This is a genomic window from Spirosoma arboris (genome assembly GCF_009754945.1).
Taxonomy (GTDB): Bacteria; Bacteroidota; Bacteroidia; order Cytophagales; family Spirosomataceae; genus Spirosoma; species Spirosoma arboris.
In genome coordinates this window covers 1-21,433 of the sequence record NZ_WPIN01000009.1, presented here as the reverse complement: position 1 = coordinate 21,433, position 21,433 = coordinate 1, and the positions used below count along the sequence as shown (strand labels likewise).

At 46.5% G+C, this 21,433-nt stretch carries 17 protein-coding genes; 5 read left to right on the top strand and 12 right to left on the bottom strand.

Annotated elements, in window-relative coordinates; translation table 11 throughout:
* Positions 1 to 45 precede the first annotated feature (45 nt).
* The 4 genes from dapB to GO755_RS22775 form a co-directional block, all read right to left on the bottom strand.
* Positions 46 to 783, bottom strand: coding sequence for a 4-hydroxy-tetrahydrodipicolinate reductase (gene dapB / locus GO755_RS22790; RefSeq protein WP_157587610.1), 738 nt, complete (start codon positions 781 to 783; stop codon positions 46 to 48).
* A 94-nt stretch (positions 784 to 877) separates the two neighbouring features.
* Entirely contained in the window at positions 878 to 1,702 is an 825-nt protein-coding gene (locus GO755_RS22785; RefSeq protein WP_157587609.1) for a DUF5683 domain-containing protein, read from the bottom strand.
* A gap of 124 nt (positions 1,703 to 1,826) precedes the next feature.
* Positions 1,827 to 2,747, bottom strand: a complete 921-nt coding sequence (locus GO755_RS22780; protein ID WP_157587608.1) for a ParB/RepB/Spo0J family partition protein — start codon at positions 2,745 to 2,747, stop codon at positions 1,827 to 1,829.
* Positions 2,748 to 2,830: 83 nt separating this feature from the next.
* Positions 2,831 to 3,613 carry a ParA family protein gene (locus GO755_RS22775; RefSeq protein ID WP_157587607.1) on the bottom strand — a complete coding sequence of 261 codons (783 nt, stop codon included), beginning with the start codon at positions 3,611 to 3,613 and terminating at the stop codon, positions 2,831 to 2,833.
* 283 nt (positions 3,614 to 3,896) lie between these two features.
* Between GO755_RS22775 and GO755_RS22770 the strand changes: the two genes are divergently transcribed.
* Positions 3,897 to 6,635 (top strand): YncE family protein, encoded by a 2,739-nt coding sequence (locus GO755_RS22770; RefSeq protein ID WP_157587606.1) that lies wholly within the window; start codon positions 3,897 to 3,899, stop codon positions 6,633 to 6,635.
* Positions 6,636 to 6,733: 98 nt separating this feature from the next.
* Here GO755_RS22770 and GO755_RS22765 read toward each other — a convergent pair whose 3' ends face one another.
* The gene (locus GO755_RS22765; protein ID WP_157587605.1) at positions 6,734 to 7,537 is read right to left on the bottom strand and encodes a LytR/AlgR family response regulator transcription factor; all 804 of its coding nucleotides are present in this window, start codon (positions 7,535 to 7,537) and stop codon (positions 6,734 to 6,736) included.
* Between the two features lie 465 nt (positions 7,538 to 8,002).
* On the opposite strand from GO755_RS22765, the gene GO755_RS22760 reads away from it, so the two are divergent.
* Complete coding sequence (locus GO755_RS22760) at positions 8,003 to 8,848, top strand: polysaccharide deacetylase family protein (RefSeq protein WP_157587604.1); 846 nt, start codon at positions 8,003 to 8,005, stop codon at positions 8,846 to 8,848.
* 74 nt (positions 8,849 to 8,922) lie between these two features.
* On the opposite strand, the gene GO755_RS22755 is transcribed toward GO755_RS22760, so the two are convergent.
* The 5 genes from GO755_RS22755 to GO755_RS22735 all read right to left on the bottom strand — a co-directional run bounded on the left by GO755_RS22755 (position 8,923) and on the right by GO755_RS22735 (position 15,651).
* A complete protein-coding gene (locus GO755_RS22755; protein ID WP_157587603.1) occupies positions 8,923 to 9,945 on the bottom strand; it encodes an SPASM domain-containing protein in 1,023 nt (340 codons plus the stop codon).
* A 28-nt stretch (positions 9,946 to 9,973) separates the two neighbouring features.
* A complete protein-coding gene (locus GO755_RS22750; RefSeq protein ID WP_157587602.1) occupies positions 9,974 to 11,137 on the bottom strand; it encodes a beta propeller repeat protein in 1,164 nt (387 codons plus the stop codon).
* 75 nt (positions 11,138 to 11,212) lie between these two features.
* Positions 11,213 to 13,186 carry a hypothetical protein gene (locus tag GO755_RS22745; RefSeq protein WP_157587601.1) on the bottom strand — a complete coding sequence of 658 codons (1,974 nt, stop codon included), beginning with the start codon at positions 13,184 to 13,186 and terminating at the stop codon, positions 11,213 to 11,215.
* A 133-nt stretch (positions 13,187 to 13,319) separates the two neighbouring features.
* Positions 13,320 to 13,898, bottom strand: coding sequence for a hypothetical protein (locus tag GO755_RS22740; protein ID WP_157587600.1), 579 nt, complete (start codon positions 13,896 to 13,898; stop codon positions 13,320 to 13,322).
* Positions 13,899 to 14,004: 106 nt separating this feature from the next.
* Positions 14,005 to 15,651: a DUF4139 domain-containing protein gene (locus GO755_RS22735; protein WP_198174902.1), complete on the bottom strand. Its 1,647-nt coding sequence runs from the start codon at positions 15,649 to 15,651 to the stop codon at positions 14,005 to 14,007.
* A 104-nt stretch (positions 15,652 to 15,755) separates the two neighbouring features.
* On the opposite strand from GO755_RS22735, the gene GO755_RS22730 reads away from it, so the two are divergent.
* The gene (locus GO755_RS22730) at positions 15,756 to 16,823 is read left to right on the top strand and encodes an Ldh family oxidoreductase (RefSeq protein ID WP_157587598.1); all 1,068 of its coding nucleotides are present in this window, start codon (positions 15,756 to 15,758) and stop codon (positions 16,821 to 16,823) included.
* Between the two features lie 81 nt (positions 16,824 to 16,904).
* Here GO755_RS22730 and GO755_RS22725 read toward each other — a convergent pair whose 3' ends face one another.
* Positions 16,905 to 17,471 carry a hypothetical protein gene (locus tag GO755_RS22725; protein ID WP_157587597.1) on the bottom strand — a complete coding sequence of 189 codons (567 nt, stop codon included), beginning with the start codon at positions 17,469 to 17,471 and terminating at the stop codon, positions 16,905 to 16,907.
* A 134-nt stretch (positions 17,472 to 17,605) separates the two neighbouring features.
* Positions 17,606 to 18,325 carry a PepSY-like domain-containing protein gene (locus tag GO755_RS22720; RefSeq protein ID WP_157587596.1) on the bottom strand — a complete coding sequence of 240 codons (720 nt, stop codon included), beginning with the start codon at positions 18,323 to 18,325 and terminating at the stop codon, positions 17,606 to 17,608.
* A gap of 428 nt (positions 18,326 to 18,753) precedes the next feature.
* Between GO755_RS22720 and GO755_RS22715 the strand changes: the two genes are divergently transcribed.
* Both GO755_RS22715 and GO755_RS22710 read left to right on the top strand, forming a co-directional pair.
* On the top strand, positions 18,754 to 20,259 hold the full coding sequence (locus GO755_RS22715) for a circularly permuted type 2 ATP-grasp protein (protein WP_157587595.1): 1,506 nt from the start codon (positions 18,754 to 18,756) through the stop codon (positions 20,257 to 20,259).
* 154 nt (positions 20,260 to 20,413) lie between these two features.
* Positions 20,414 to 21,394: a glycosyltransferase family 2 protein gene (locus GO755_RS22710; RefSeq protein ID WP_157587594.1), complete on the top strand. Its 981-nt coding sequence runs from the start codon at positions 20,414 to 20,416 to the stop codon at positions 21,392 to 21,394.
* The last annotated feature ends 39 nt before the right edge of the window (positions 21,395 to 21,433 follow it).

Genomic DNA, 21,433 nt, shown 5'->3' with positions numbered 1-21,433 from the left:
AATCAGGCGCAAACCAGACGATTAACTATAGAACCTGAAACAAATTTAAGCATTTCCTAACAGATCATCCATACCAAATATACCCTCCTTTCCTACAAGCCATTCGGCTGCAACCACAGCGCCCATCGCAAACCCCAACCGATTGTGCGCTACGTGCGTAATTTCAATGCGGTCCACCTCCGATTCGTATCGCACTGTATGAGTACCCGGTACGTTTCCTTCGCGCAAAGATTCAATTTCAATGGCATCATCGCCTACAGGAATAGGATCGCGACCAGCTTCATTATTAACCCAGCGATGTTTGTTAGGCAAGCGCTCCAGGACCCCCTCAGCAAGTGTAATGGCCGTTCCGCTTGGTGCGTCTTTCTTTTCAGTATGATGAATTTCGGTCATCGACACATGGTACGATGGATAATTACGCATGAACTGCGCCAGCGTTTTATTCAACCGAAAAAACAGATTAACGCCGATACTATAGTTTGATGCGTAAAAAAACGCCCCTTTATTGTCGCGGCAGAGTGCTTCAATTTCAGCACGATGGCTGAGCCAGCCTGTTGTGCCACAAACCACTGGCCAGCCTCGCTCCAAGCAATAGGTTATATTTTCGACCGCCGAATCGGGCGAACTAAATTCAATAACGACATCGACATCGTCAGGTTCAAGATTAGCTAAATCAGCGTGATTATCGGCATCAATGCGGCCCGCAATCTGATGGCCTCGTTCGAGCGCAATCTGCTCTATCGTTTTACCCATTTTGCCGTAGCCAAGAAGGAGAATATTCAAGTTAGTTTGACGTTTGAGGTTTGAAGTTTACGGTTATCGTTTTTCTGTCGCGAAATTGCTGATGTTAGCCAACCTCAAACCGTAAACTTTAAACTTATTTAAAAGTAAAAGCTATCCGAACGCCCGGCACCAAACCGGCTCCAGGCATAGGAATTACATTGGGTTCGACGAGCATCGAAATATCGTCGGTTAAATCAAAAGTTTTTAAATGAGCCGCCACATTGGCTTCCACAATATTTACGGCATACAAAACTACGGACAAAAGAATATTTAAATCCCGATAGCGCCGATAGGTGTCATAAGCATTCTTGGCTCCCGATGATGTATAGAAGTATTGTTGACCAATAAGAACTTTATCTGGGGGTTGGCGGACTGCAGTTACAGAAATAACATTCGTAATCACACTCGGAAATAAAGCAGGGTCTAGTTTAACTGTATAAGCGCCCGCTACAACATCACCAAACAACAACCGACCATAGCCCACTGCAGCTTCTGCTGCCAGTCCTCGGTATTTGACGAACAAGTAACCCATTACGCCAAAACCAGCGTATATGAACGGGATTTTGTAGTACTGTCGGTTGTATGCTTGTCCAAGACCCGGCAACATTACAGAGCGAAGCGTTGCCTTTTTCGGAATAATCTTATGGATCTGGGCCTCTTGTTTTGCAGTTACACGTAGTGTATCAGGACCATCTAATGAGGTCGAATCATCATCTTGCGTTAATACCGAAGTACCGACCTTTATGCCATTTCGTCGGATTGTGGCGGGAATGGTATCAGTAGCCGAACGAATTTGACGGGTCGAATCTGTAGCGGCTGGTGTTGGCGCTGGTTTGATAGCTGGACTCTGAGCCAGGAGTGGCCAGACTGGCAAAACCAATAACAGGAAAACAACGAATGAGGAGGAGAACAGCTTCATAAACAGACAACGCCCAATGACTCCCTGGTTTATCCATTTATTCTCCCTTTTAAAGTAATTTAACACGATTTCGTCTGCGAGTTTAGCGCTGCGAACTCCGTCCCAAGAGCTTAGCTCCACGAGTTCAACTCTGCGAGTTCAGCACCTCCAGGATTTTGGTCAATTCTTCCTGAGAAGTAAACGGAATCTTGATTTCGCCCTTATGTTTCTCATCAGCTTTTATCGATACGCGTGTACCGAACAGCGACGATAACTTAAACTGAAGGCTGCGCATTTCCTGCTTCGGCAATGTAATGCGCCGGGTAGTGGTCAGTTCATGGGCATCTTCGGACAGGTTCCGAACGGCTTCTTCTACTTTACGCACCGACCATTCTTCATCGACAGCTTTCGTAAAGAGTCGAATTTGAGCATCGGGGTTCTCAATATTGATAATAGCCCGGGCATGACCCATCGAAATCTTATTGTCGCGTAACGATGCCTGAATAACGGGAGGTAGTTTCAGCAGTCGAATATAATTATTGACCGTTGTACGATTTTTGCCAACACGTTCACCTAATTCTTCCTGTTTCAGACTACACTCCGTAATGAGTCGTTGGTAGCTGAGGGCAATTTCAATAGCATTGAGGTTTTCACGCTGAATGTTCTCAATCAGAGCCATCTCCAGCATTTGCTGATCATTGGCCGTGCGAACATAAGCCGGAATACTCGTCAGACCAGCAATTTTAGATGCCTGCAAACGGCGTTCACCTGCAATAAGTTGGTACCGTTCTTTGCCTAATTGTCGAACTGTAATGGGCTGAATAATACCCTGTGTCCGAATAGAGTCGGCGAGTTCCTGAAGAGCTTCCTCATCAAATCGAGTCCGGGGTTGAAAAGGATTTGTTTCAATCAGCGTCAGACTAATTTCGGTCATTGTACTGATAGACTCAAACGGCGACGGCTTCGATTGCCGACTGACCGATTCGCTATCGTGCAGCAAGGCACCCAAGCCACGGCCCAATCCTATCATCTTCTTATTCGGTGCTTTGGTGTTTGCGTTGTCCATACGTAAATATGTATGATATAGGATGTAGGATGTAGGAATGCCGCAAAGCAGGTATATATCCTATATCATACATCCTATATATTTTAAGCTTCCTGCGGCATCAAGCCATTCTTAATCAGAATCTCTCGGGCCAGGTTCAGATAACTGACGGCTCCTTTGCTGTCGGCATCCTGCGCCAGAGCCGGAACGCCAAAGCTGGGCGATTCGCTCAGCCGAATGTTACGCGGAATGATGGTACTAAATACCATTTGCTGAAAATGGCTGGTTACTTCCCCCACAACCTGATTCGACAGGCGAACGCGCAAATCGTACATCGTCAGCAAAATGCCTTCGATAGCCAGATGCGTGTTCAGCCTCGACTGAATGATCTTGATAGTATTGAGCAACTTGCCCAATCCTTCAAGCGCGAAATACTCGCACTGAACCGGAATAATAACCGAGTCAGCAGCTGTAAGGCTGTTGATCGTAATGAGACCTAAAGAAGGCGAGCAGTCAATAATAATGAAATCGTACTCATCGCGAATGCTATCGAGCGTAGTTTTCATCTTGTCCTCCCGGTTCTGAAGGTTGATCATTTCGATCTCAGCCCCGACCAGGTCGATGTGGGATGGCAATAGATCCAGGTTCGGAAAGTCCGTCTGAATAATGGCATCTTGCGGGCGAACGCCCTCGACCATACATTCGTAAATGCTGTTTTCGATTTCTTTCGGATTGTAACCTAACCCCGACGTGGAATTCGCCTGTGGATCAGCATCAACAATGAGCGTCTGAAATTCGAGGGCGGCCAAACTGGCGGCCAAATTGATAGTTGTCGTAGTTTTACCGACGCCCCCCTTTTGGTTGGCGATAGCAATGACTTTACCCATGGGTCTGTGCGTTGCAGTCCCAAAGATGCCGGTTAGTTTCCACGAATGCAAGAACTGTTCCACGGAATGTTCCACAAAATTTCATCAGGAACGTATCGGTTTGATTATAAACCTCCAATCGGTAAGGTTCATAATCACTTAATCGAGTGAGGCATTGCCTATTACCTGAAGACAGGTATGTTTATACCCAAACAACTGCCCAACATCTGCGTCAAGGCTACCTCTCAACTAACTGGCAGAAGGCGTATCTTTATTTCTCCGATTTTACTGCCAATCATTTTTTATGAAAATTCGTTTTGCGCCACTCACTTGCAGTCTATCTATTCTTTTCAGTTTAATTCTACTGGAAGGCTGCCACCGATTCAGTCCTACAACATCAATCACCAGTTCTTCGTCGGGCTATAAGACTTCTTCGGATGATAGCACATTATACAGTGCCAGTTCTCCATTTATAATGCCTTACAACCGAATCATTGATGCAGCCGGGAAATCGGTCAGCTTTGGTGATGCCAGTGCTGAAAACCACAGTCTGGATGCCGTGTTGTTGCCCGACAAGAAAACACTGGCTGTCGAAGACCGGTATGGCGTCGCGTTTTTCGATGTAAAAAGTCAACAGCTGATTTCGCGATGGGATTATAATAAAGGCTCGGCTGTCAGAGGAAGCATGAGTTCGTTCTCGGGGATCAAAGCCATCGTCCATCACGATTCGACCTATATTTTCTGGGGAGCGGGTGGTCGTGGGAAGCCTAACTCGTATGTTATGCAGGCCGTTTGGGACGGTAAAAACGCCCGATTGGTTCAGACGATTCCTTTTGAGGCTATCGCTCCGGCAACCATTGCGCTCCCTAACGAAGTAGTGGTCAAAGAAGAAGCGGGCGATTTATTCTTATATACAGTGTTGAATGGCAACAACCAGTTTGTTAAGGTCAGAGTAAAAGACAAGCAAATGATCTGGACTGTTCCAACGGGTGTTGCGCCCTTTGGGTTGACTATCCTCGGTGAAAAGGCTTACGTCACCAATTGGGCGGGACCGGTGCCCGATGCCGCCAATGGTTTCGAAACGGCTGGTGTACCCTGGGGAAGTGCCTATATTGATCCGAAAACGGGAGCCATGGCACGGGGCACGGTTTCGATAATCAATATAAAACAAGGCAAACCGGAAAAGGAATTGTCTGTAGGACTGCATCCAAACGCTATCATCAGCAGCCCCGATCAGCGATTTCTATATGTCGCCAACGGCAACAGCGATTATGTGTCTGTGATTGATGCCCATACTCAGCAAGTTACCGACTCCATTTTTGTAGGCTTATTCAACCGGGGCAATGGCTACATTGGCAGCACGCCAAACGCCTTGGCCATCAATCCCGAAGGCACTACGCTCTACGTGGCCAATGGGATGGACAATGCCCTTTGCGTGGTTGCTTTAGGTAGTAAAGCATCTACTAAGGGAACAGGCAACCCTCAGATCAAAGGCTATATTCCGACTCAGGCTTATCCGTCGGGTATTGTACTGAATAACAACGAACTCTACGTAACGAACCTAGAAGCCGTTGGAGCGCGGGTTGCTAATCCCGTTGATCAGGGTGGGCAAGGCAGAAATCCGACAAAAAAAGAGTTGAAAGCTTACAACTCCCACAAACAGTTGGCTTCCATTTCCTTTATTCCGATACCAGATGAGGCTCAGTTGGCCGCGTTTACAGAAAAGGTAAAGCAGCAGAGTCTCCAATTCCGGTTAGCATTAACAGAACTGGTACCCAGACCTGGTGTAGCACCGGTCCCAGTGCCTGAGCGCATTGGCGAACCATCGGTCTTCAAACACGTTCTGTATATCATCAAGGAAAATCGCACGTATGATCAGGTTCTGGGCGATATGCCTCAAGGGAATGGAATGTCCGATTTATGCATATTTGGCGATAGCATAACACCTAATCAGCACCGGATTGCCCACAACTACCTACTGCTCGACAATTATCATGTATCAGGCAAATCCTCGGCAGAAGGGCATCATTGGGCCAGCGCAGCGATGGTCACCGATTATACGGAAAAGAGCGTACGGGCCTGGTTCAGAAGCTACCCGCACGTTTTGTATGATGCGATGGTCTATGACAAAAAAGGGTTGATCTGGAACAATGCCCTCGATCATGGCAAAACAGTTCGTATGTATGGCGAGGCTTGTACCTGCCATTACGATGAGAAACAATACGACTGGCGCAGCTTATATCAAATGAGAAAAGAAAGCAAGCCTTTCTCCTATACCAATACCACGACCATTTCTCGGGTAAGGCCTGTGCTTTCGATGGACTTTCCGGGCTGCGACGACGAAACGATCAGTGATCAGATGCGCGCTGATGCTTTTATTAAGGAACTGAACCAGATAAACGCCAATCCCAACGCCGATTTACCCAACCTGATGGTCATGTCGTTACCCAACGACCATACCGCTGGTGTCAATCCGGCCTTTCCTGTACCTAGAGCGATGGTTGCCGACAATGACCTGGCCGTTGGCCGAATTGTCGATGCGATTACCCACAGCCGATTTGCGGCATCGACCGTTATTTTTATTACGGAAGATGATTCGCAGGCGGGTTGGGACCATGTTTCGGCCTACCGGACTACAGGTTATATTATCAGCCCTTATTCGCGTTTGCAGAAAACCGTCCATACCAATTACAATCAGACGTCTATGGTTCGGACAATGGAGCAGATTTTGGGATTGCCACCCATGAATGCCATCGACGCAACTGCTCTGCCTATGTTTGACTGTTTTTCGAGTAACCCCGATCTTTCCTTCAAGTACAAAGTAGTACCTAATCGCGTTAATCTGGCCGATATGAATCCATCGCCAACGGGTTTGAAAGGCTCGGCACTCCGTTTTGCCAATCTGTCAATGCGCCACGGATTTCACTTGATTGACCGGGGACACGATGACCTTCTCAATCGGATTTTATGGTTTACGGCTAAAGGCAAAAAACGCTATCCTGCTGAGCTGGCAGGTGCTGAAGACGACGACGATGATGATTAAACAGGTTTTCGACAGGATTTACAGGATAAGACAGGATTTTTTATTTAGCATCAATCCTGTCTTATCCTGTAAATCCTGTCGAAAAAACTTGTCATTTATTATGCAATCTTGCCTGAGTTGACATAGAAATCAGACAATAAGGCCAAAAACTCTTCTTTGCGTCGGCGCGACACTTCAACTTCAGTATTATCGCTCAACCAGACCTGCCCGCCGTCACCTTTAACGTATCGCTTGATGTGTTCGAGGTTAACGATGTTGGACTGGTGGACCCGGAAGAAATAATAATTATCGAGTATTTCTTCATACTCTTTCAACAACCTCGACACCACAATGGGTTTGCTACCTGTTAGATGAAACTTAGTGTACGAACCCAGCGATTCACACTGAATAATGTCCGTCATCTGAACAAAGTGAATACCTTCTGCCGTAGGTAGAGCAATGCGCTGATGGGCGTTTTTTGTACGTTCATTCAAACGAGCCTGACGGGGTTCGTCGATATATTCCTTCAAAATCTTTACCTGCTGCGGATTGATGCCCACCAACTGAGATTTATATTTTCCCACAGCCGCCTGAAGTTCATCGGGATCAATGGGTTTGAGCAGGTAATCAATGGCACTAAATCGAAATGCCCGAATGGCGTACTCCTGATAGGCAGTTGTAAAAATGACGCCAAAATCAGCTTTCTCAAAAGCCGCCAATAAGTCAAAACCTGTTTTCCCAGGCATTTGAATATCCAGAAAAACCAGATCGGGTTTTTCATTTTTAATGAGTTCAATACCCAGATCTACGTTTTTAGCTTCGCCAACCAGCTCGACATCAGGGCAGAGAAGTTGAAGTAAGTTGGAAAGAGCTTGGCGGGCATTGGTCTCGTCGTCGATAATGACGGCACGGAGCTTTTTCATGGGATCAGGTTTTCAAGAGGAATAATCAAAGCGGCACACACCTTGGCGGTTACCCGCTTTATCTGATAAATATGAGCAAAAAAGAAAGAGATTCGTACAATCCGTGCCGCGACTACTATTTATAATCACAAGAACCGTGGCACGGATTGTACGAATCTCTCTAAACGTTGAAAAAGGCCAGCGCAAACAGGATAATCAGTGCAATAACAACTAACGCAATCCAGTCAAAGCCCTTTTCGACAAATCTGAAAAACCCTTTAGAAAATGACTTTGCCCTATTTTTCTTCATAAACTGATCGCCCCTTTCCATATCCTCATCCTCCTCTTCCTAGAGCTTGCTAAATACCCGCAAAAATGAACTACAGACGTGTATTGAATACGGTTAACTTGATACCTGGAGAAGAACGGGTAGAAAACGGCGGAATTGACTTGATATATGGTTGACTTAAACGCGTCGCTGATTTTATGAAACGCCTTATTTATCTTCTTTCTCTGGCAATTATTAACACTGCTGTTGCTCAAACGGGACCACCTCGGCTCATTGTTCGTGGCGACGATATGGGCTATGCACAGGGAGGAAATGAAGCCCTTATCAAATGCTACAAAGAAGGAATTGAAACCTCAATTGAGGTCCTTGTTCCGTCGCCGTGGTTCCCGGAAGCCGTTAGTTTACTAGCCGAAAACTCATCCGTCGATGTGGGTATTCACCTGACCCTGAGCAGCGAATGGGATAATATCAAATGGCGCCCCGTATCTGACTGTCCTAGCTTGAAGGATGCTGACGGGTATTTTTATCCGATGATTTACCCAAATAAAAATTACCCCAAACGATCCGTTGTGGAAAATAACTGGCAGTTGGCTGATGTGGAAAAGGAGTTTCGGGCGCAGATCGAGCTGGCGTTAAAAAAGATACCCCGCGTCAGCCACATCTCGGGACACATGGGGTGTACGGGCATGGGAGACGATGTAAAAGCACTGGTCAAGAAACTGGCAAAGGAGTACAAACTCGATATTATGCCCAACGAATTAGGCGTAGCGAATGCAAGCTATGTAGGTGCACATGCCACTTCTCAAGAGAAGATTGAAAGCTTTATGAAAATGCTCGAAAGTCTGGAAGCAGGTAAAACATATCTGTTTGTCGATCATCCTGGGCTTGATACCCCAGAGCTTCGGGCCATTCATCACATCGGTTATGAACAGGTCGCCATCGACCGCCAGGGTGTAACAGACTGCTGGACAAATTCAAAAGTGAAAGCCTTTATCAAAACCAAAGGGATTCAACTAATCAGCTACAAAGATTTGGCGAAGTAAGATTTAAAGAGCGAAAGGGCGAAGCCATCCGGGGTCTATTCGCTCTTTCGCTCATTCACTCTTTCGTTCTTTAATCACGCCCATACCTTCGTCCCTTCTGTGCAATTCCGGCACATCTCAATTTCGGAACGGGAACGGAATAGGGTTTCGCGGAATTCCTGATAAGCTGACCCATGCCAGAGGTCGGCGAAAGATTCGGTTTGCAGATCGCCAAGTCGGTGGTGAGCATCTTTGTCGAAGCAACAGGGCACAACGAGACCATCCCAGGTAATGACACAAGAGTGCCACATTTTCCAGCAATGATCACCGAAGCCGTTTTTAATTCGATACGTCCCGTCTGTCTGAGGGGCGTATCGACTGTATTGATCCATTGTCGGAATCAGATCGGAACCTTGTTCGTAATCGTAAATCTGAGCCGTTTTCAGACCCACTTCATCGACGCCTAATTCGCGGGCTAGTTTTTTGACTTCGGCAATCTGATGCTGGTTAGGCTTCACAACCAGAAACTGAAAGACAACATGCGGTGTCTTAGACTTTAATTCTTTTTTCCAGCGCAAGATGTTCTTCGTGCCTTCGAGCACTTTCTCCAACTTCCCCCCTACCCGATACTGCTGATACACTTCTTGGGTAGTGCCATCAATCGAAATAATTAACCGATCCAGTCCCGATTCAACGGTTTTTCGGGCATTGGCATCAGTGAGGTAATGCGCATTGGTGCTCGTAGCGGTATAGATCTTACGATCGGTGGCGTAGCGCACTAAATCCAGGAACTGCGGATGCAGGTACGGCTCACCTTGAAAGTAGAAAATCAGATACAACAGTGTATCGTGGAGTTCGTCGATAGTACGTTTATAAAGGTCTTCGCCCAGCATACCCGTTGGGCGGGTAAACGACCGCAGACCACTTGGGCACTCGGGACAACGCAGATTGCAACTCGTGGTCGGCTCAAACGAGATCGACATCGGCAATCCTCGTTGCACCGGGCGACCTGTCTGTTTGGCAACGTAATAACTCGACAGCACTTTCAGCGCATTGGCTACCCGTTTGGGCGTCAGTTTAGAAGCAAAATTAAGACCGTCGAGTAGGTTGCGATTCATTATCTGGATTTGGCAAAGTCACCTTGTACTATTTCTGCTTAACCGTAAAAAATCCGTCCGCATCAATAGCATATAAACCGCTTAGCGTCGCAGCAAAAACTTTGTTATTAAAAGCTGCAACACCCATTATCTGACTAAACTCCAAACCGTCGTTTGTTAATTCCCGAATGTTCGAAAACGTTTCGGAACCGTTATCAAGCCAGAAGACTTGAGCGAACGCATAGCCAATCAAATTACCGTTCACGACACTGAATCGTAAGGAGGGACTCGTTTGTCCCAATTTACGCCAGGTGAAGCCACCATCGTCAGATCGGGCCAATTCGCCAGATGTGCTTACATAACCGTATAAATGATCTTTATAGAAAAAGTAGTTATCGGGTGTATTTATTGTGATTGGAATTTTTTGAATACTAGCCTTCGTCTGTGGCAGTCTCGCATTAATAGCATATATAAACCCATTAGCTCCATAGATACTGCTAATAGGTGATGCAATGAAGTAGTCTTTAACAGCTATCATACCACTGATCGGAAATGCAGCCGCTACAGAATCGCTATAAAAGTCATCTTTGATACCGTAGTGAACAAAGTTGGAACTTGTACTACGATTTTGCATAAGCATTACATGGCGCGCCCCATAATAATTTTGATTAGCAGGATCGACAACCTGATATAATAGTGCTTTAGTAGATTCATTATAAGCCCCAAATACTGGATTACTGACCGAATTAATTTCTCTTACATCGAGCTGGGCATTAGCTATCCTTGTTTGAGCGGCTATATTAACCACGCTAGAGCCTTCCAAATGATATGTAGAATCAACAATATTGTAAATGTTGGCAAATCCCATCAAGGTTCGGTCGCTCGATGTGGTCACGTAAAGTGTGTTGCTAAAAATGGGCGGAATGAGTGAACGAGAATAAAGTTGCGGCCCCAGGCTATACAGTGTCCCGCCCCCATTACTATTGTATTTGATAAACGATGTATCAGCAGCACCCATCTGAAAGAAAGCATTGGTAGTTGCAATAACAAGCCGTTTATCCGTAGCATGAACACCTAACAAAACTTTATTGTCTAGAAAAATATCACTTCTGAGTTTCCAGGTCGGGCGTGGTACAACTAGTTCTTCAGTCTGTTTATGACAGGCCGTGGCGAAGATTCCCAGACTAATGAGAATAATCGAATAAAACTTCATAACTGATAAGGTTGGGTGGGTATCGAAAGCTAGTTTAACATCTGGCTGGTAATAGCAAAAACATGTGGCTTCAGCCTATAACAGCTTATACACCCGACAGCCATCTTCCTCAAATACCACTTCACCAGTAGGCAATTTTGCTATCATTTTGGGCAGACTTCCCGTCATACTAGCTGCGAAAACATAGCCAGTCAGGCTCTCATGCGTCCATACAATGTAGTTTTCTTTACCCGGAGCAACTAGCCATTTGGTCTCTTTACCGACAATCTCAGGCCAGATACTTTCGGCAAATTGACGTATCCGTAGGATGGCTTCAAACTGATCGGCGTTTTGCCCCCAGGTAAATGGACTGTGTGTTACTTTATCGGGTTGCCGGTCGTCTTCGATCCAGAAAACGTAGAGTTTCGAGTATTCTTCATTGGCCCCACGCTCTTTGTGCAGGTTCCGTACCTCGAAACCCAAACTAACATAGCTGGGCATATCGGTCAGAAATAAGGCGGTGAAGTAGCGAAACAGATTGCCCGTGCGATAGAACTCATCAAAGCGTGGATCGTCTTTATCAGCCGTTATCACCGTAAAATTGGGCGCGAAACGGTGCGTCTTCAGGTACGTATAATAATCGGCAAACCGATGGTTGAATTCGGCCGACCCTACTACCATCGACTGTAAATCACCCAGTGTCGAATCGGCTTCGATGGCGTCAAGATGGTCAAGTTCATTTCCGTAACCCATCGTATCGGGCGGAGCCAGGAATGTTTCCGCAAAAAATGCGTAATAGGGCACGCCATTGGCCTGAACGTGTTTTTTGATCGCTCTTAACGGATCATAATAATCTCCGACCACTGTAGGAACACCATCTGGCTGCATTTGTACGTGTGCCATATCGCCCCGCATGAAATCGAAGTTATACGCTCGTTGGCAATCATGAACCTTACGACAAATATATTGCCAGGCAGGCAGGTTCGGTCGATCAAAATCAAGCTCCCAATTCTGGTTATTATCTTTCGATTCGTAAAAGCGATAACGAGCTAATGGACCAAATACCCGCGACATAGCTTCGGGTTTGTCAAACGCATATTCGTACCAAATCTGGCCAGCATCATCGACAGTGAAAGTAGTTTCATCAATGTGCAGACCTCGATAAGGAGGAGCCATTGTCATCGGTAGCGTCTCGAACCCCTGTTCTACCAAGTAGCGAATAAGCGCTATTCGGCGGCTCAACCGGCCACCGTAGTCATGCGAATTTCCAAACAAAATGCGTAACCGCTGGTCATCGGTCAGGATGGCAATGTCGGTCGAGAAAAAAACATCTTTGGCACAGGTTAACGGCGTATTATCTGCCGCTCCGCGAAACCTCAAAAACTGCCAGATAGCATCTTCAACATACTTGTAAACAAAGCTGGAATAATCGGCCAGTTCGGTTGGCTTTCCTGATTTCACGTCGCGCTGTACCCACTCGAACAAGCTTGGGCAGGCCAGTACCATTTCCGAGAATCGGTCTGTATGTGGAATAACATCCATACCCACTGTGCGACCCATTGCATGAAGCAGATTCGTGACCACTTTAAGCTGCTTTTCGACAGAATCGAGAGCGGGCATGAAGCTGGCCAGTGCCACATCGAAAAACTCAGGGTTAATTTGCCAGCTCACCATTCCATACAAGCTACCAACTACACCTGGCTCCCAGATGGGCAACAGGTGAATACTATCGTGACTGGCAGGAATCGTTAACACATAGTTGATAATGTTCCAGAACGATCCGATAGTTCGAACATTTACACCAACCATATTGCTACGCTTAAGCCAGGAGCCATCCGAATAAATTGTGGCAGGGCTTTCGATGGTTTCGAGTGGATTCAATGCTCGACGTAGCGTGTCATTTCCCAACCGTTTGTGCAGAATTTCGAGTGTTTGGTAAACCGAAAACTGCACGGCTGTTTGGGGCAACAAGTTTGGTATGAACGACAAACGCCCTGATTGATAGGTGTCTGTGTACAGTTGATACTGTTGATACCAGTCGGCTTGTAAATTGTCGATAGAGCTGGACATAGAGCAAATGTAAAAGCACTTTTTATAAAACCAAACGTCCATTTTTGTGTCGTTTTGACACATGCGAAGTCTTTCGGCAATTATATCCTTACCCTCCTTCCAGTATTTTTTTAGTCCAGCACAGGCTTTCGGCTCAATACGTTTGTAGTACTTTTAACCGATGGTTTTTATTGATATGGATGTGCGGGTTACTAATCAAATGAAATAATAAGCCACTAAGTACCAATGTACCAACAACGGGTAGCGTATTGCTGTAAAATCCTCGGTTATTAACTACATCGGCCAGCAAATACACCCCGCCAGCAATTGGAAAGAGTGTTCCGGCAGCCGTAACAAACGGAATTCGACGATGGAGCATAACCGTTTTTATTTCGTCGAACCGGAAGGTTACGGGTTCATCTCGGTTCATGACTTCGTTGGCCATTAGAATGCTGAACGTACTATCTGTCACATCGTAAAGCTCCTCATTATATTTCTCACCCCTGGCTTTGAAGTGAAGGTCATCACCAATAAAATAACGATACCGGTGGAAGCCCCCAAGCGTGTGGGTTACATCAAGAGCGAGATAACGTGAGGGGCGAAGCAAAGCTGTATAGGAGTTACCCTTTCGCTGGAGAAGTTGTTCGGTTGTAAGCGTATCCTGCGGTTGTGCATACGACGCAACTGAAACAACGAACCAACAAGCCAGAATCAGACAGGAGCGAAAAATCATAGCGTTTAAGAAACAAATCAGGTGGTTTTGGTAATAAAGCCAAAACTACCTGATTTGTTTCTTAAAAAAATGTTAAGATGCTAAGTCAATTTATCGGTACCTGTTTTTACTCACTCAGTACTCGACCCTTAGGGTACTTTATTTCATAACGGAATGTCAGCGCGCGGCTTTCTCCTGGCTGAAGGATCAGACGGTAGGTTAGTTTGCCCGTTTCAGCATTTAGTTCAGCACCACCCGCATCGGTCAGTGATACCTCAATGCGACTATCGGTCGAAACTGGAATCTGGTCATAAACAGTTAGATTAACCGGTTCCTGGCGCGTGTTGCGCAAACTAATCCGATAGGCATGTCCCTCCCGCTGATTACTGCCAATCGTTTTTCGACTGTTGACATCCTCAATTTGCTCACGCTTGGAAACAATGCGTTTGTCGCGTCCTAACGACAAGCCTAATGTATCTTTTGCTTCTGTTAGATTTATCCTTGATTCGCCGACAAATGTGCCTTCAAAATAAATCCGGGCGGGACCGTTGAGCAGATTGAGTTTATCCCAACCCGTAATTTGAGCCGTTAAAAACGCATCATTATCAAGTTTCGGAGTCAGTTCATACCTGTATAATGCAGGCAGTTCGGCGGTTTGAACATCAACCAATTGCGGGCGACTATTGGTCAGAATCGTATAGGGCAGTGCAATGACAAAACTAACGTTCGTTGGTTGGTCAACGGCCTGTGTTACTGTTGATGTATTAACCAGTTGAGGAGCCGATGGTGCTGCATCGGGTTTACTTAAATTGCGTTGTGCCCCCCCGTATCCTGTCACAACTACTTCATTTAATCGTTGTTCATCAAATGCAGTTTTGGATTTAGGCCGAGGCTCATAGAATCCCACGTAATCGGTTGATAGTTGTGGCTGCGAACCAGGAAGGGCCGGGTTAGCAGTCGAAAGCGTAAGGCGAACGTTTTGCCAGTCGAAACCAGTGTTCTGATACACTTGTGCCTTGTAGGCCAGTGAGGCTGGGCCTTTCGCATCGCGCACTCGAACATCGTAGATCGGTGACCAGCCCGCGTTACTCACTACATAACTCAACTCCAGTTCGACAGTTGTGCGGTTCCGGGCGGTTAAGGTTACTTCAATTTCGCCCACGGGTCGCTCCCGTTTTGCATTCTGCTCATTTACCTGTGCGTCAAGTCGCTCTACGCGTTTTTTCTGTTCCACCATTCGACGGGTTAGTACCAAAAGCTCCTGACCAATTTTAGTAAGTCGTTCCCGGTAGAAAGCAGCCATATCGGCCACCTCCTTTACGGTTGTACCCGTCGTTTTGCCGCCTACCTGCTGATTCGCCAGAATGAGTTTCTTTTCCTGCTGAAGTACGTCTTCCTGCACTGTCAGTAATTCATAGGTTTCCCGATTGGTGCGAAGAGAATCTTCCAGTCGTTGTAGCGAGGCAGGTTTAGGCGCTTTGGTCAGGAAGTTAGTTCGAAACTGAACGCCCTGAATAATGGCATCTCCCTTGCCCGATACCTGAATGCTTTGTGGATCTGTCTGTGCAGGTACATTGTCAATAACTAATCGGGTCGTACCGCCTTCTAAGGTAGCCGTGGCCTGGGCCGACAATTGAGCACGGGTCAGAAATACCGTTACTTGCCGGAGCGTAGCCGGAACCCGTTGTTCATCGGCGGTACCCGATACCCCAACCTGAGCGAAAGCTAATCCTGTGCATGCGCAGATAGTAATGGTTATCAATAAAATTTTCATAGTTGCAGGATGTTTAGGCAGTGTAGATTCCATAAATGCGTGGACGGTTTAATTATTTGGTCAAAGCAACAAAATAATTCGCCGGCTTACAGAACTTTGCGGCTATGATTACTGCCGACCAACTTCGAACATTTACCGAACAAATCTTTATAGCCATCGGCTGTTCTGAAACCGATGCCCATTTAGCTGCCGATGTACTCGTCAGCGCCGACCTTCGGGGTGTTGACTCCCACGGCGTAGCGCGTCTGCCAGGATACGTCCGACTTTACGACAATGGGCGTATCAACCCCAAGCCGCATATGCGTGTAGTGCATGAGACTCCTTCTACAGCAGTTGTCGATGGTGACCGGGGGCTGGGTCTTATTGTGGGGCCCTGGGCGATGCAGGTAGCTATTGAAAAAGCACGAATCGCCGGAACGGGTTGGGTAGCCGTACGTAATTCTAATCACTTCGGTATTGCAGGTTATCACGCTATGCTCGCTACCGAACACGATATGATTGGGCAAGCCATGACGCATGCAGCACCCCTTGTAGCCCCTACTTTTTCGTTAGACAAACTCTTGGGAACCAACCCAATTGCGGTAGCAATTCCGGCAGCGACAGAACCTACTTTCCTAGCCGATTTTGCGTCGACGGCTGTTGCCTACGGCAAACTCGAAATCCTGCAGCGCAAAGGACAGGACATTCCACTCGGCTGGGCACAAAATGCTGAAGGCCAACCCACGACCGATGCCAATGCCATTCGCAACGGCGGAGCCTTACTTCCGCTCGGCACCGACCGTGAACACGGGTCTCACAAAGGGTACGGGTTGGGCGCTATTGTCGATATTTTTTCGGGTGTTTTGTCTGGTGCCAACTATGGGCCTTGGGTACCACCTTTTGCTACGGCAGGATTCATGCAGGCCAATGAAGGCGTAGGTGAAGGTACGGGGCATTTTTTCGGTGCCATGCGGATTGATGCCTTCCGGCCAGCCGATGAGTTTAAAACGCACATGGATACCTGGATTCAACGATTCCGTCAGGCAAAAGCTGTTAATGGAAAACAAGTTCTGATTCCCGGCGACCCCGAACGAATGATGGAAGCCGAGCGACTGGCCAATGGAATTCCGGTCGTAGAACCCGTCGTAAAAAGCCTGGAAGAATTGGGAGAGCGATTCGGGGTAAAATTGTAAAAATAGCACGCAGATTTAGCGGATTTGTTATGATTTACGCGGATAAAATCATAACAAATCCGCTAAATCTGCGTGCTATTATCATTTACCGAAATAAACCTGAAAGCCTAAGCTGATATTGAGAGCTTTGGGAATATTTGGTGTGAGCGCGTTTGATGTACCGGCAACAAGACTATTCACCGAACCGCCGTCTCCTCCCGTATAGGTCAGACCCAAATCGAAACTCACTGACCTGTTTATAAAGAAAGCGATGCCGCCCGTCGCGCTATACACAGCGTCGGTGCTGGACGCAGTTGGCGATCCGGTATTCGATACCGACGTATTGACAACGCCAATAGAGGCTCCTAAAAAAGGTTTCACTTGCGATGGGCCTATGTAGTAGCGTAAGAAGGGGGTAAGGCCAATTTGGGTAACCTTACTTCCTCCTAAACCAGCGTAAAAAAAGGGTATACCAGCCCCGACTACCAAGCCATTACTAACAAACCAGCCATAAGTTGGCTGTAGGCTAATAAGCGTAGTGGAACCCTCCGTTGGAATGACGATATTGCCAACATTAACGCCCATCAGTCGATTACCCTTTTCTGTTTGGGCCATAGCCCCCGATAAACCAGCGATCAGTAGGGTGATTGTCAAAAATGTTGTTTTCATAACATGTATATACGTTTAGTAAGTATATACCAAGACAAAACAACCGTTTCTTTTGTTTGTACAATTTCCTCATGATTTAACAAAAAAGACTCGGTTTCAAGCCGAGTCTTTTTTGCAATTACCAGAAAATCAGCCTATCGCTTGCCAATAAGCGCTTTCTTAAAGGTACCGTCAGAACTGAACAGCAATACACCTCGCTTATTGTCGGATGTCGTAATCGATACGATATAATCACTGGTTGTTTTATCCTGAGCTGCTTTATTAATCGTAGCTCCGGCATAATTGGTGGTAATGTAAGTTGTAATCGCAGCAGGTAAGCTCGATACAGCAACTTCGGTTAGCTCAGGGCCAGCTCCACCCGGGCGGGAGTGATGGGTTGTGTCACCTACGGTTGGTTTAGGATGATGAAGCGAATCGCCAGGCATGTGATGATGAGCCGAATCGCCGGGCATATGATGACGAGCTGAATCACCAGGCATGCGGTGATGGAGCGAGTCACCGGGAGCATGGCCAAAGCGCATTTCTGCTTCTTTCACAAAGGTTCCATCGGCTTTAAAGAGCAAGAGTTTTAGTGAGTTGTTAACCGTAATGGCAATCAGAAAATTACCATCGGCATCCTTCCGGGCATCCTTTATGGTTGCCCCCGCATAGTTAGTTGTAATGTAGGTAGTAATAGCTGCAGGCAAACTGGCAACATCAACCGCCGTCAGACTATGCGGCCCCGTAAGCGACGTGCTGGTAACCGTACTCGACCGGGCCGATGCATCGGCGGTCGGATCAACAGCAGTTTTATTGCAGGCATTCAACCCCACGACCAAAGCCACCACACAACTGAACACAAGCAATGTTTTCATAGAGATAATAGATAGGTTTTGTTAAAAAAATAAAACAGAAAAATAAGGCGTGACCAGCTTCGTTTGCCGATACTTCTCTCCTTACGTGATGCTCGTGACTAGTGTTGCAGAGGCTGGAAAAAAGAAATAAAAATGCTCAAATTGAGCCGTTAATGGCATTGACCATTAAAAACAGAGTAAAAGAATCAAGTAGAACCTATTCGCACACCAACTCATCGTTAACAGCCCACAACTCCTCTTAACTACAAGCAGATTTTTCAAAAAAACCGTTTTTTGCTTAATTCTGGCTACATTGAAAACCACATCCTTTTAATGAAAAATCAATACAATCAGTTATTAATCTTTACTTTTATAGCGTTTTATTTGCACGATAATTCGGTATTCCATATTCTATTTGGCCAATCTGCCAATTGTAAATATATTGTTCTATGAAAAAACAAAACACCCACCAATCCCAGTCACAATCACTCAACGGTACGACTCAATCGCAGGGCCAGTCGACCGTTAACTTCTCATTTAGCGATTATCAAACAGATAATTTTTTTGATGAGATGTTTGTCAGCGAGGCAAAAGTGCGGGATGGGTATGTCCCTTTTCAGCAGCGTGTTGAGCAACTTACCCGAGAGGACCTTATTGGGCGACAGCACGCAGCCGAACGGGCGCTGATGAGCATGGGCATTACGTTCAATGTGTATTCGGAAGGTGAAGGCACTGAGCGGATTATGCCTATTGACATTATTCCACGGGTAATTGAGTCGGCAGAATGGAACAGACTTGAAGAGGGTCTTATTCAACGGATCAAGGCTATTAATATGTTTCTGGATGATGTTTATAATGAACAGCGCATCCTGAACGACGGCGTTGTTCCTCGTGACCTGATTGAATCCAGTAAATCGTTTCTGCCGGGTTGCCTGGGCGTACGCCCACCCAAAGGCATCTGGTGCCATATTACCGGTACTGACCTGATTCGGGGTGACGATGGCACAATGATGGTACTCGAAGATAATCTTCGTTGCCCGTCTGGAGTATCATACATGCTTGAGAATCGGGAACTTATCAAACAGACTTTTCCTGAAGTACTGACCCAAACGGGTGTTCGCCCAGTGTCTGATTATCCTACGCGACTGCTTCAGATGCTCCAGTTCATTGCCGACCGGCCGAACCCAACAGTGGTTGTATTAACCCCCGGCATCTATAATTCGGCTTATTTTGAACACTCCTACCTGGCTCAGCAAATGGGTGTCGAACTAGTCGAGGCCCGTGACCTGGTTGTATCGGGTGGTTATGTAAAAATGCGTACCACTAAAGGTTTTCAGATCGTGGACGTGATTTACCGACGCATTGATGATACGTTCCTGGACCCGCAGGCTTTCAATCCAGATTCAATGATTGGTGTGCCGGGTATTTTTGAAGTTTATAAAAAAGGTCGCGTGGCTTTAGCCAATGCTCCCGGCACAGGTGTTGCCGACGATAAAGTGATTTATGCCTATGTGCCGCGCATTATCAAATATTATTTGGGCGAAGAAGCGATCATTCCAAACGTACGGACGTACATCTGTCGGGAAGAAGAAGACTGTAAATATGTGCTGGAAAATATTGAACAGCTAGTGGTCAAAGAAGCTAACGAAGCGGGTGGATACGGCATGTTGATCGGGCCTAAAGCTACGCCCGAAGAACACGAACTGTTCCGTAAAAAAATTCAGGAGAATCCACGTAACTACATTGCCCAGCCTACTATCTCGCTCTCACGGGTGCCCTGTATTGTGGGTGACCATGCCGAAGGTCGTCACGTAGACTTACGTCCTTATATTCTCTACGGCGATGGTGTCAATGTAATTCCGGGTGGTCTAACGCGGGTTGCTCTTCGCAAAGGCTCATTGGTCGTCAACTCCTCGCAGGGCGGTGGGGGCAAGGATACTTGGGTGTTATATTAGGGTTTCAGGTTGAAAGTCAACGATCAATCCGGGCCGCCGGTGCGGTTCCAGGTTTCAAGTGCTGAGTCTACAACTTGAAACCTGGAACCGCACCGGCGGCCCGGATTGATCGTTAAACTCCCTACCTTTACACCCCAACTACAACAAAATCGCCTTGCCTGATTTAAGCATCATCATTGTCAATTATAAAACTCCTCAACTCATTCTTGATTGTCTGACGTCGGTTTATAACTATACACAAGACATTTCTTTTGAAATAGTAGTTGTTGATAATCAGTCGGGAGATAAGAGTCAATCTATTATTCAGACGTCTTTTCCAGCTACACACTGGTTCCAGATGGGCTATAATTCGGGCTTCGCACGAGCTAACAATTTTGGCATTCGTCAGGCCCAGGGGCGTTATATTCTTTTGCTCAATTCAGACACACTTCTAATCGACAATATACTGGCTCATTGCGTTCAGGCGTTGGATGCGCAACCTGATGTAGCCGCCGTGAGTGCCATACAACTACAGGCAAATCGCCAGATTCGCCCAAACTTATATACAACCTTCGGGCAGATGCGCCGAGCATTCTATATCTTACCGGGTGCAGAAGCCTCAGAGCGGTTGCTAAATAAGCTAATGCCCGATACACAATATGACGACCCGAATCAGGTTGATTGGCTTTCGGGCGCTTTTCTAATGACCCGAGCTTCTGTCATTGCCAAAGCAGGCATGTTGGATGAGAGTTTCTTTATGTATGGCGAAGATGTAGAATGGGGATACCGGCTGGGTCAGCAAGGGCGGCTTCTCTTGCTGCGCGACCAGAAATTCGTACATCTGGAATATGGTAGCAACGAAAACAATCAACAGCACGTAGTAACACATATCAACCGCTTCAAGCCGCAAATTCAGGTATCCCAGTTATTATGGGTGCGAAAACAGTACGGAATTGGGGCGTATCTGGTGCTAATTCTACATTATATTGGCATGATTCCCATTGTATTTATCTGGAAAATGGCGGTTAACCTTCGCGAACGACGGCTCCCCTGGGTCGATCTGGACAATCAGTGGGCGTTTACAAAACAGGTTGGTATATTCCTGCGGTTTTTCTGGAAAACACTGCTTAATGAGCCCGGATTTTATAAAGTCTGATTACTCGCTGAGCAAACCTAAAAAAGGATACACTTTTGC

Coding starts and splice junctions, on each gene's coding strand:
- GO755_RS22785 (WP_157587609.1), bottom strand. CDS start 1,702: ATGAAGCTGTTCTCCTCCTCATTCGTTGTTTTCCTGTTATTGGTTTTG.
- GO755_RS22780 (WP_157587608.1), bottom strand. CDS start 2,747: ATGGACAACGCAAACACCAAAGCACCGAATAAGAAGATGATAGGATTG.
- GO755_RS22775 (WP_157587607.1), bottom strand. CDS start 3,613: ATGGGTAAAGTCATTGCTATCGCCAACCAAAAGGGGGGCGTCGGTAAA.
- GO755_RS22770 (WP_157587606.1), top strand. CDS start 3,897: ATGAAAATTCGTTTTGCGCCACTCACTTGCAGTCTATCTATTCTTTTC.
- GO755_RS22765 (WP_157587605.1), bottom strand. CDS start 7,537: ATGAAAAAGCTCCGTGCCGTCATTATCGACGACGAGACCAATGCCCGC.
- GO755_RS22760 (WP_157587604.1), top strand. CDS start 8,003: ATGAAACGCCTTATTTATCTTCTTTCTCTGGCAATTATTAACACTGCT.
- GO755_RS22755 (WP_157587603.1), bottom strand. CDS start 9,945: ATGAATCGCAACCTACTCGACGGTCTTAATTTTGCTTCTAAACTGACG.
- GO755_RS22750 (WP_157587602.1), bottom strand. CDS start 11,137: ATGAAGTTTTATTCGATTATTCTCATTAGTCTGGGAATCTTCGCCACG.
- GO755_RS22745 (WP_157587601.1), bottom strand. CDS start 13,186: ATGTCCAGCTCTATCGACAATTTACAAGCCGACTGGTATCAACAGTAT.
- GO755_RS22740 (WP_157587600.1), bottom strand. CDS start 13,898: ATGATTTTTCGCTCCTGTCTGATTCTGGCTTGTTGGTTCGTTGTTTCA.
- GO755_RS22735 (WP_198174902.1), bottom strand. CDS start 15,651: ATGAAAATTTTATTGATAACCATTACTATCTGCGCATGCACAGGATTA.
- GO755_RS22730 (WP_157587598.1), top strand. CDS start 15,756: ATGATTACTGCCGACCAACTTCGAACATTTACCGAACAAATCTTTATA.
- GO755_RS22725 (WP_157587597.1), bottom strand. CDS start 17,471: ATGAAAACAACATTTTTGACAATCACCCTACTGATCGCTGGTTTATCG.
- GO755_RS22720 (WP_157587596.1), bottom strand. CDS start 18,325: ATGAAAACATTGCTTGTGTTCAGTTGTGTGGTGGCTTTGGTCGTGGGG.
- GO755_RS22715 (WP_157587595.1), top strand. CDS start 18,754: ATGAAAAAACAAAACACCCACCAATCCCAGTCACAATCACTCAACGGT.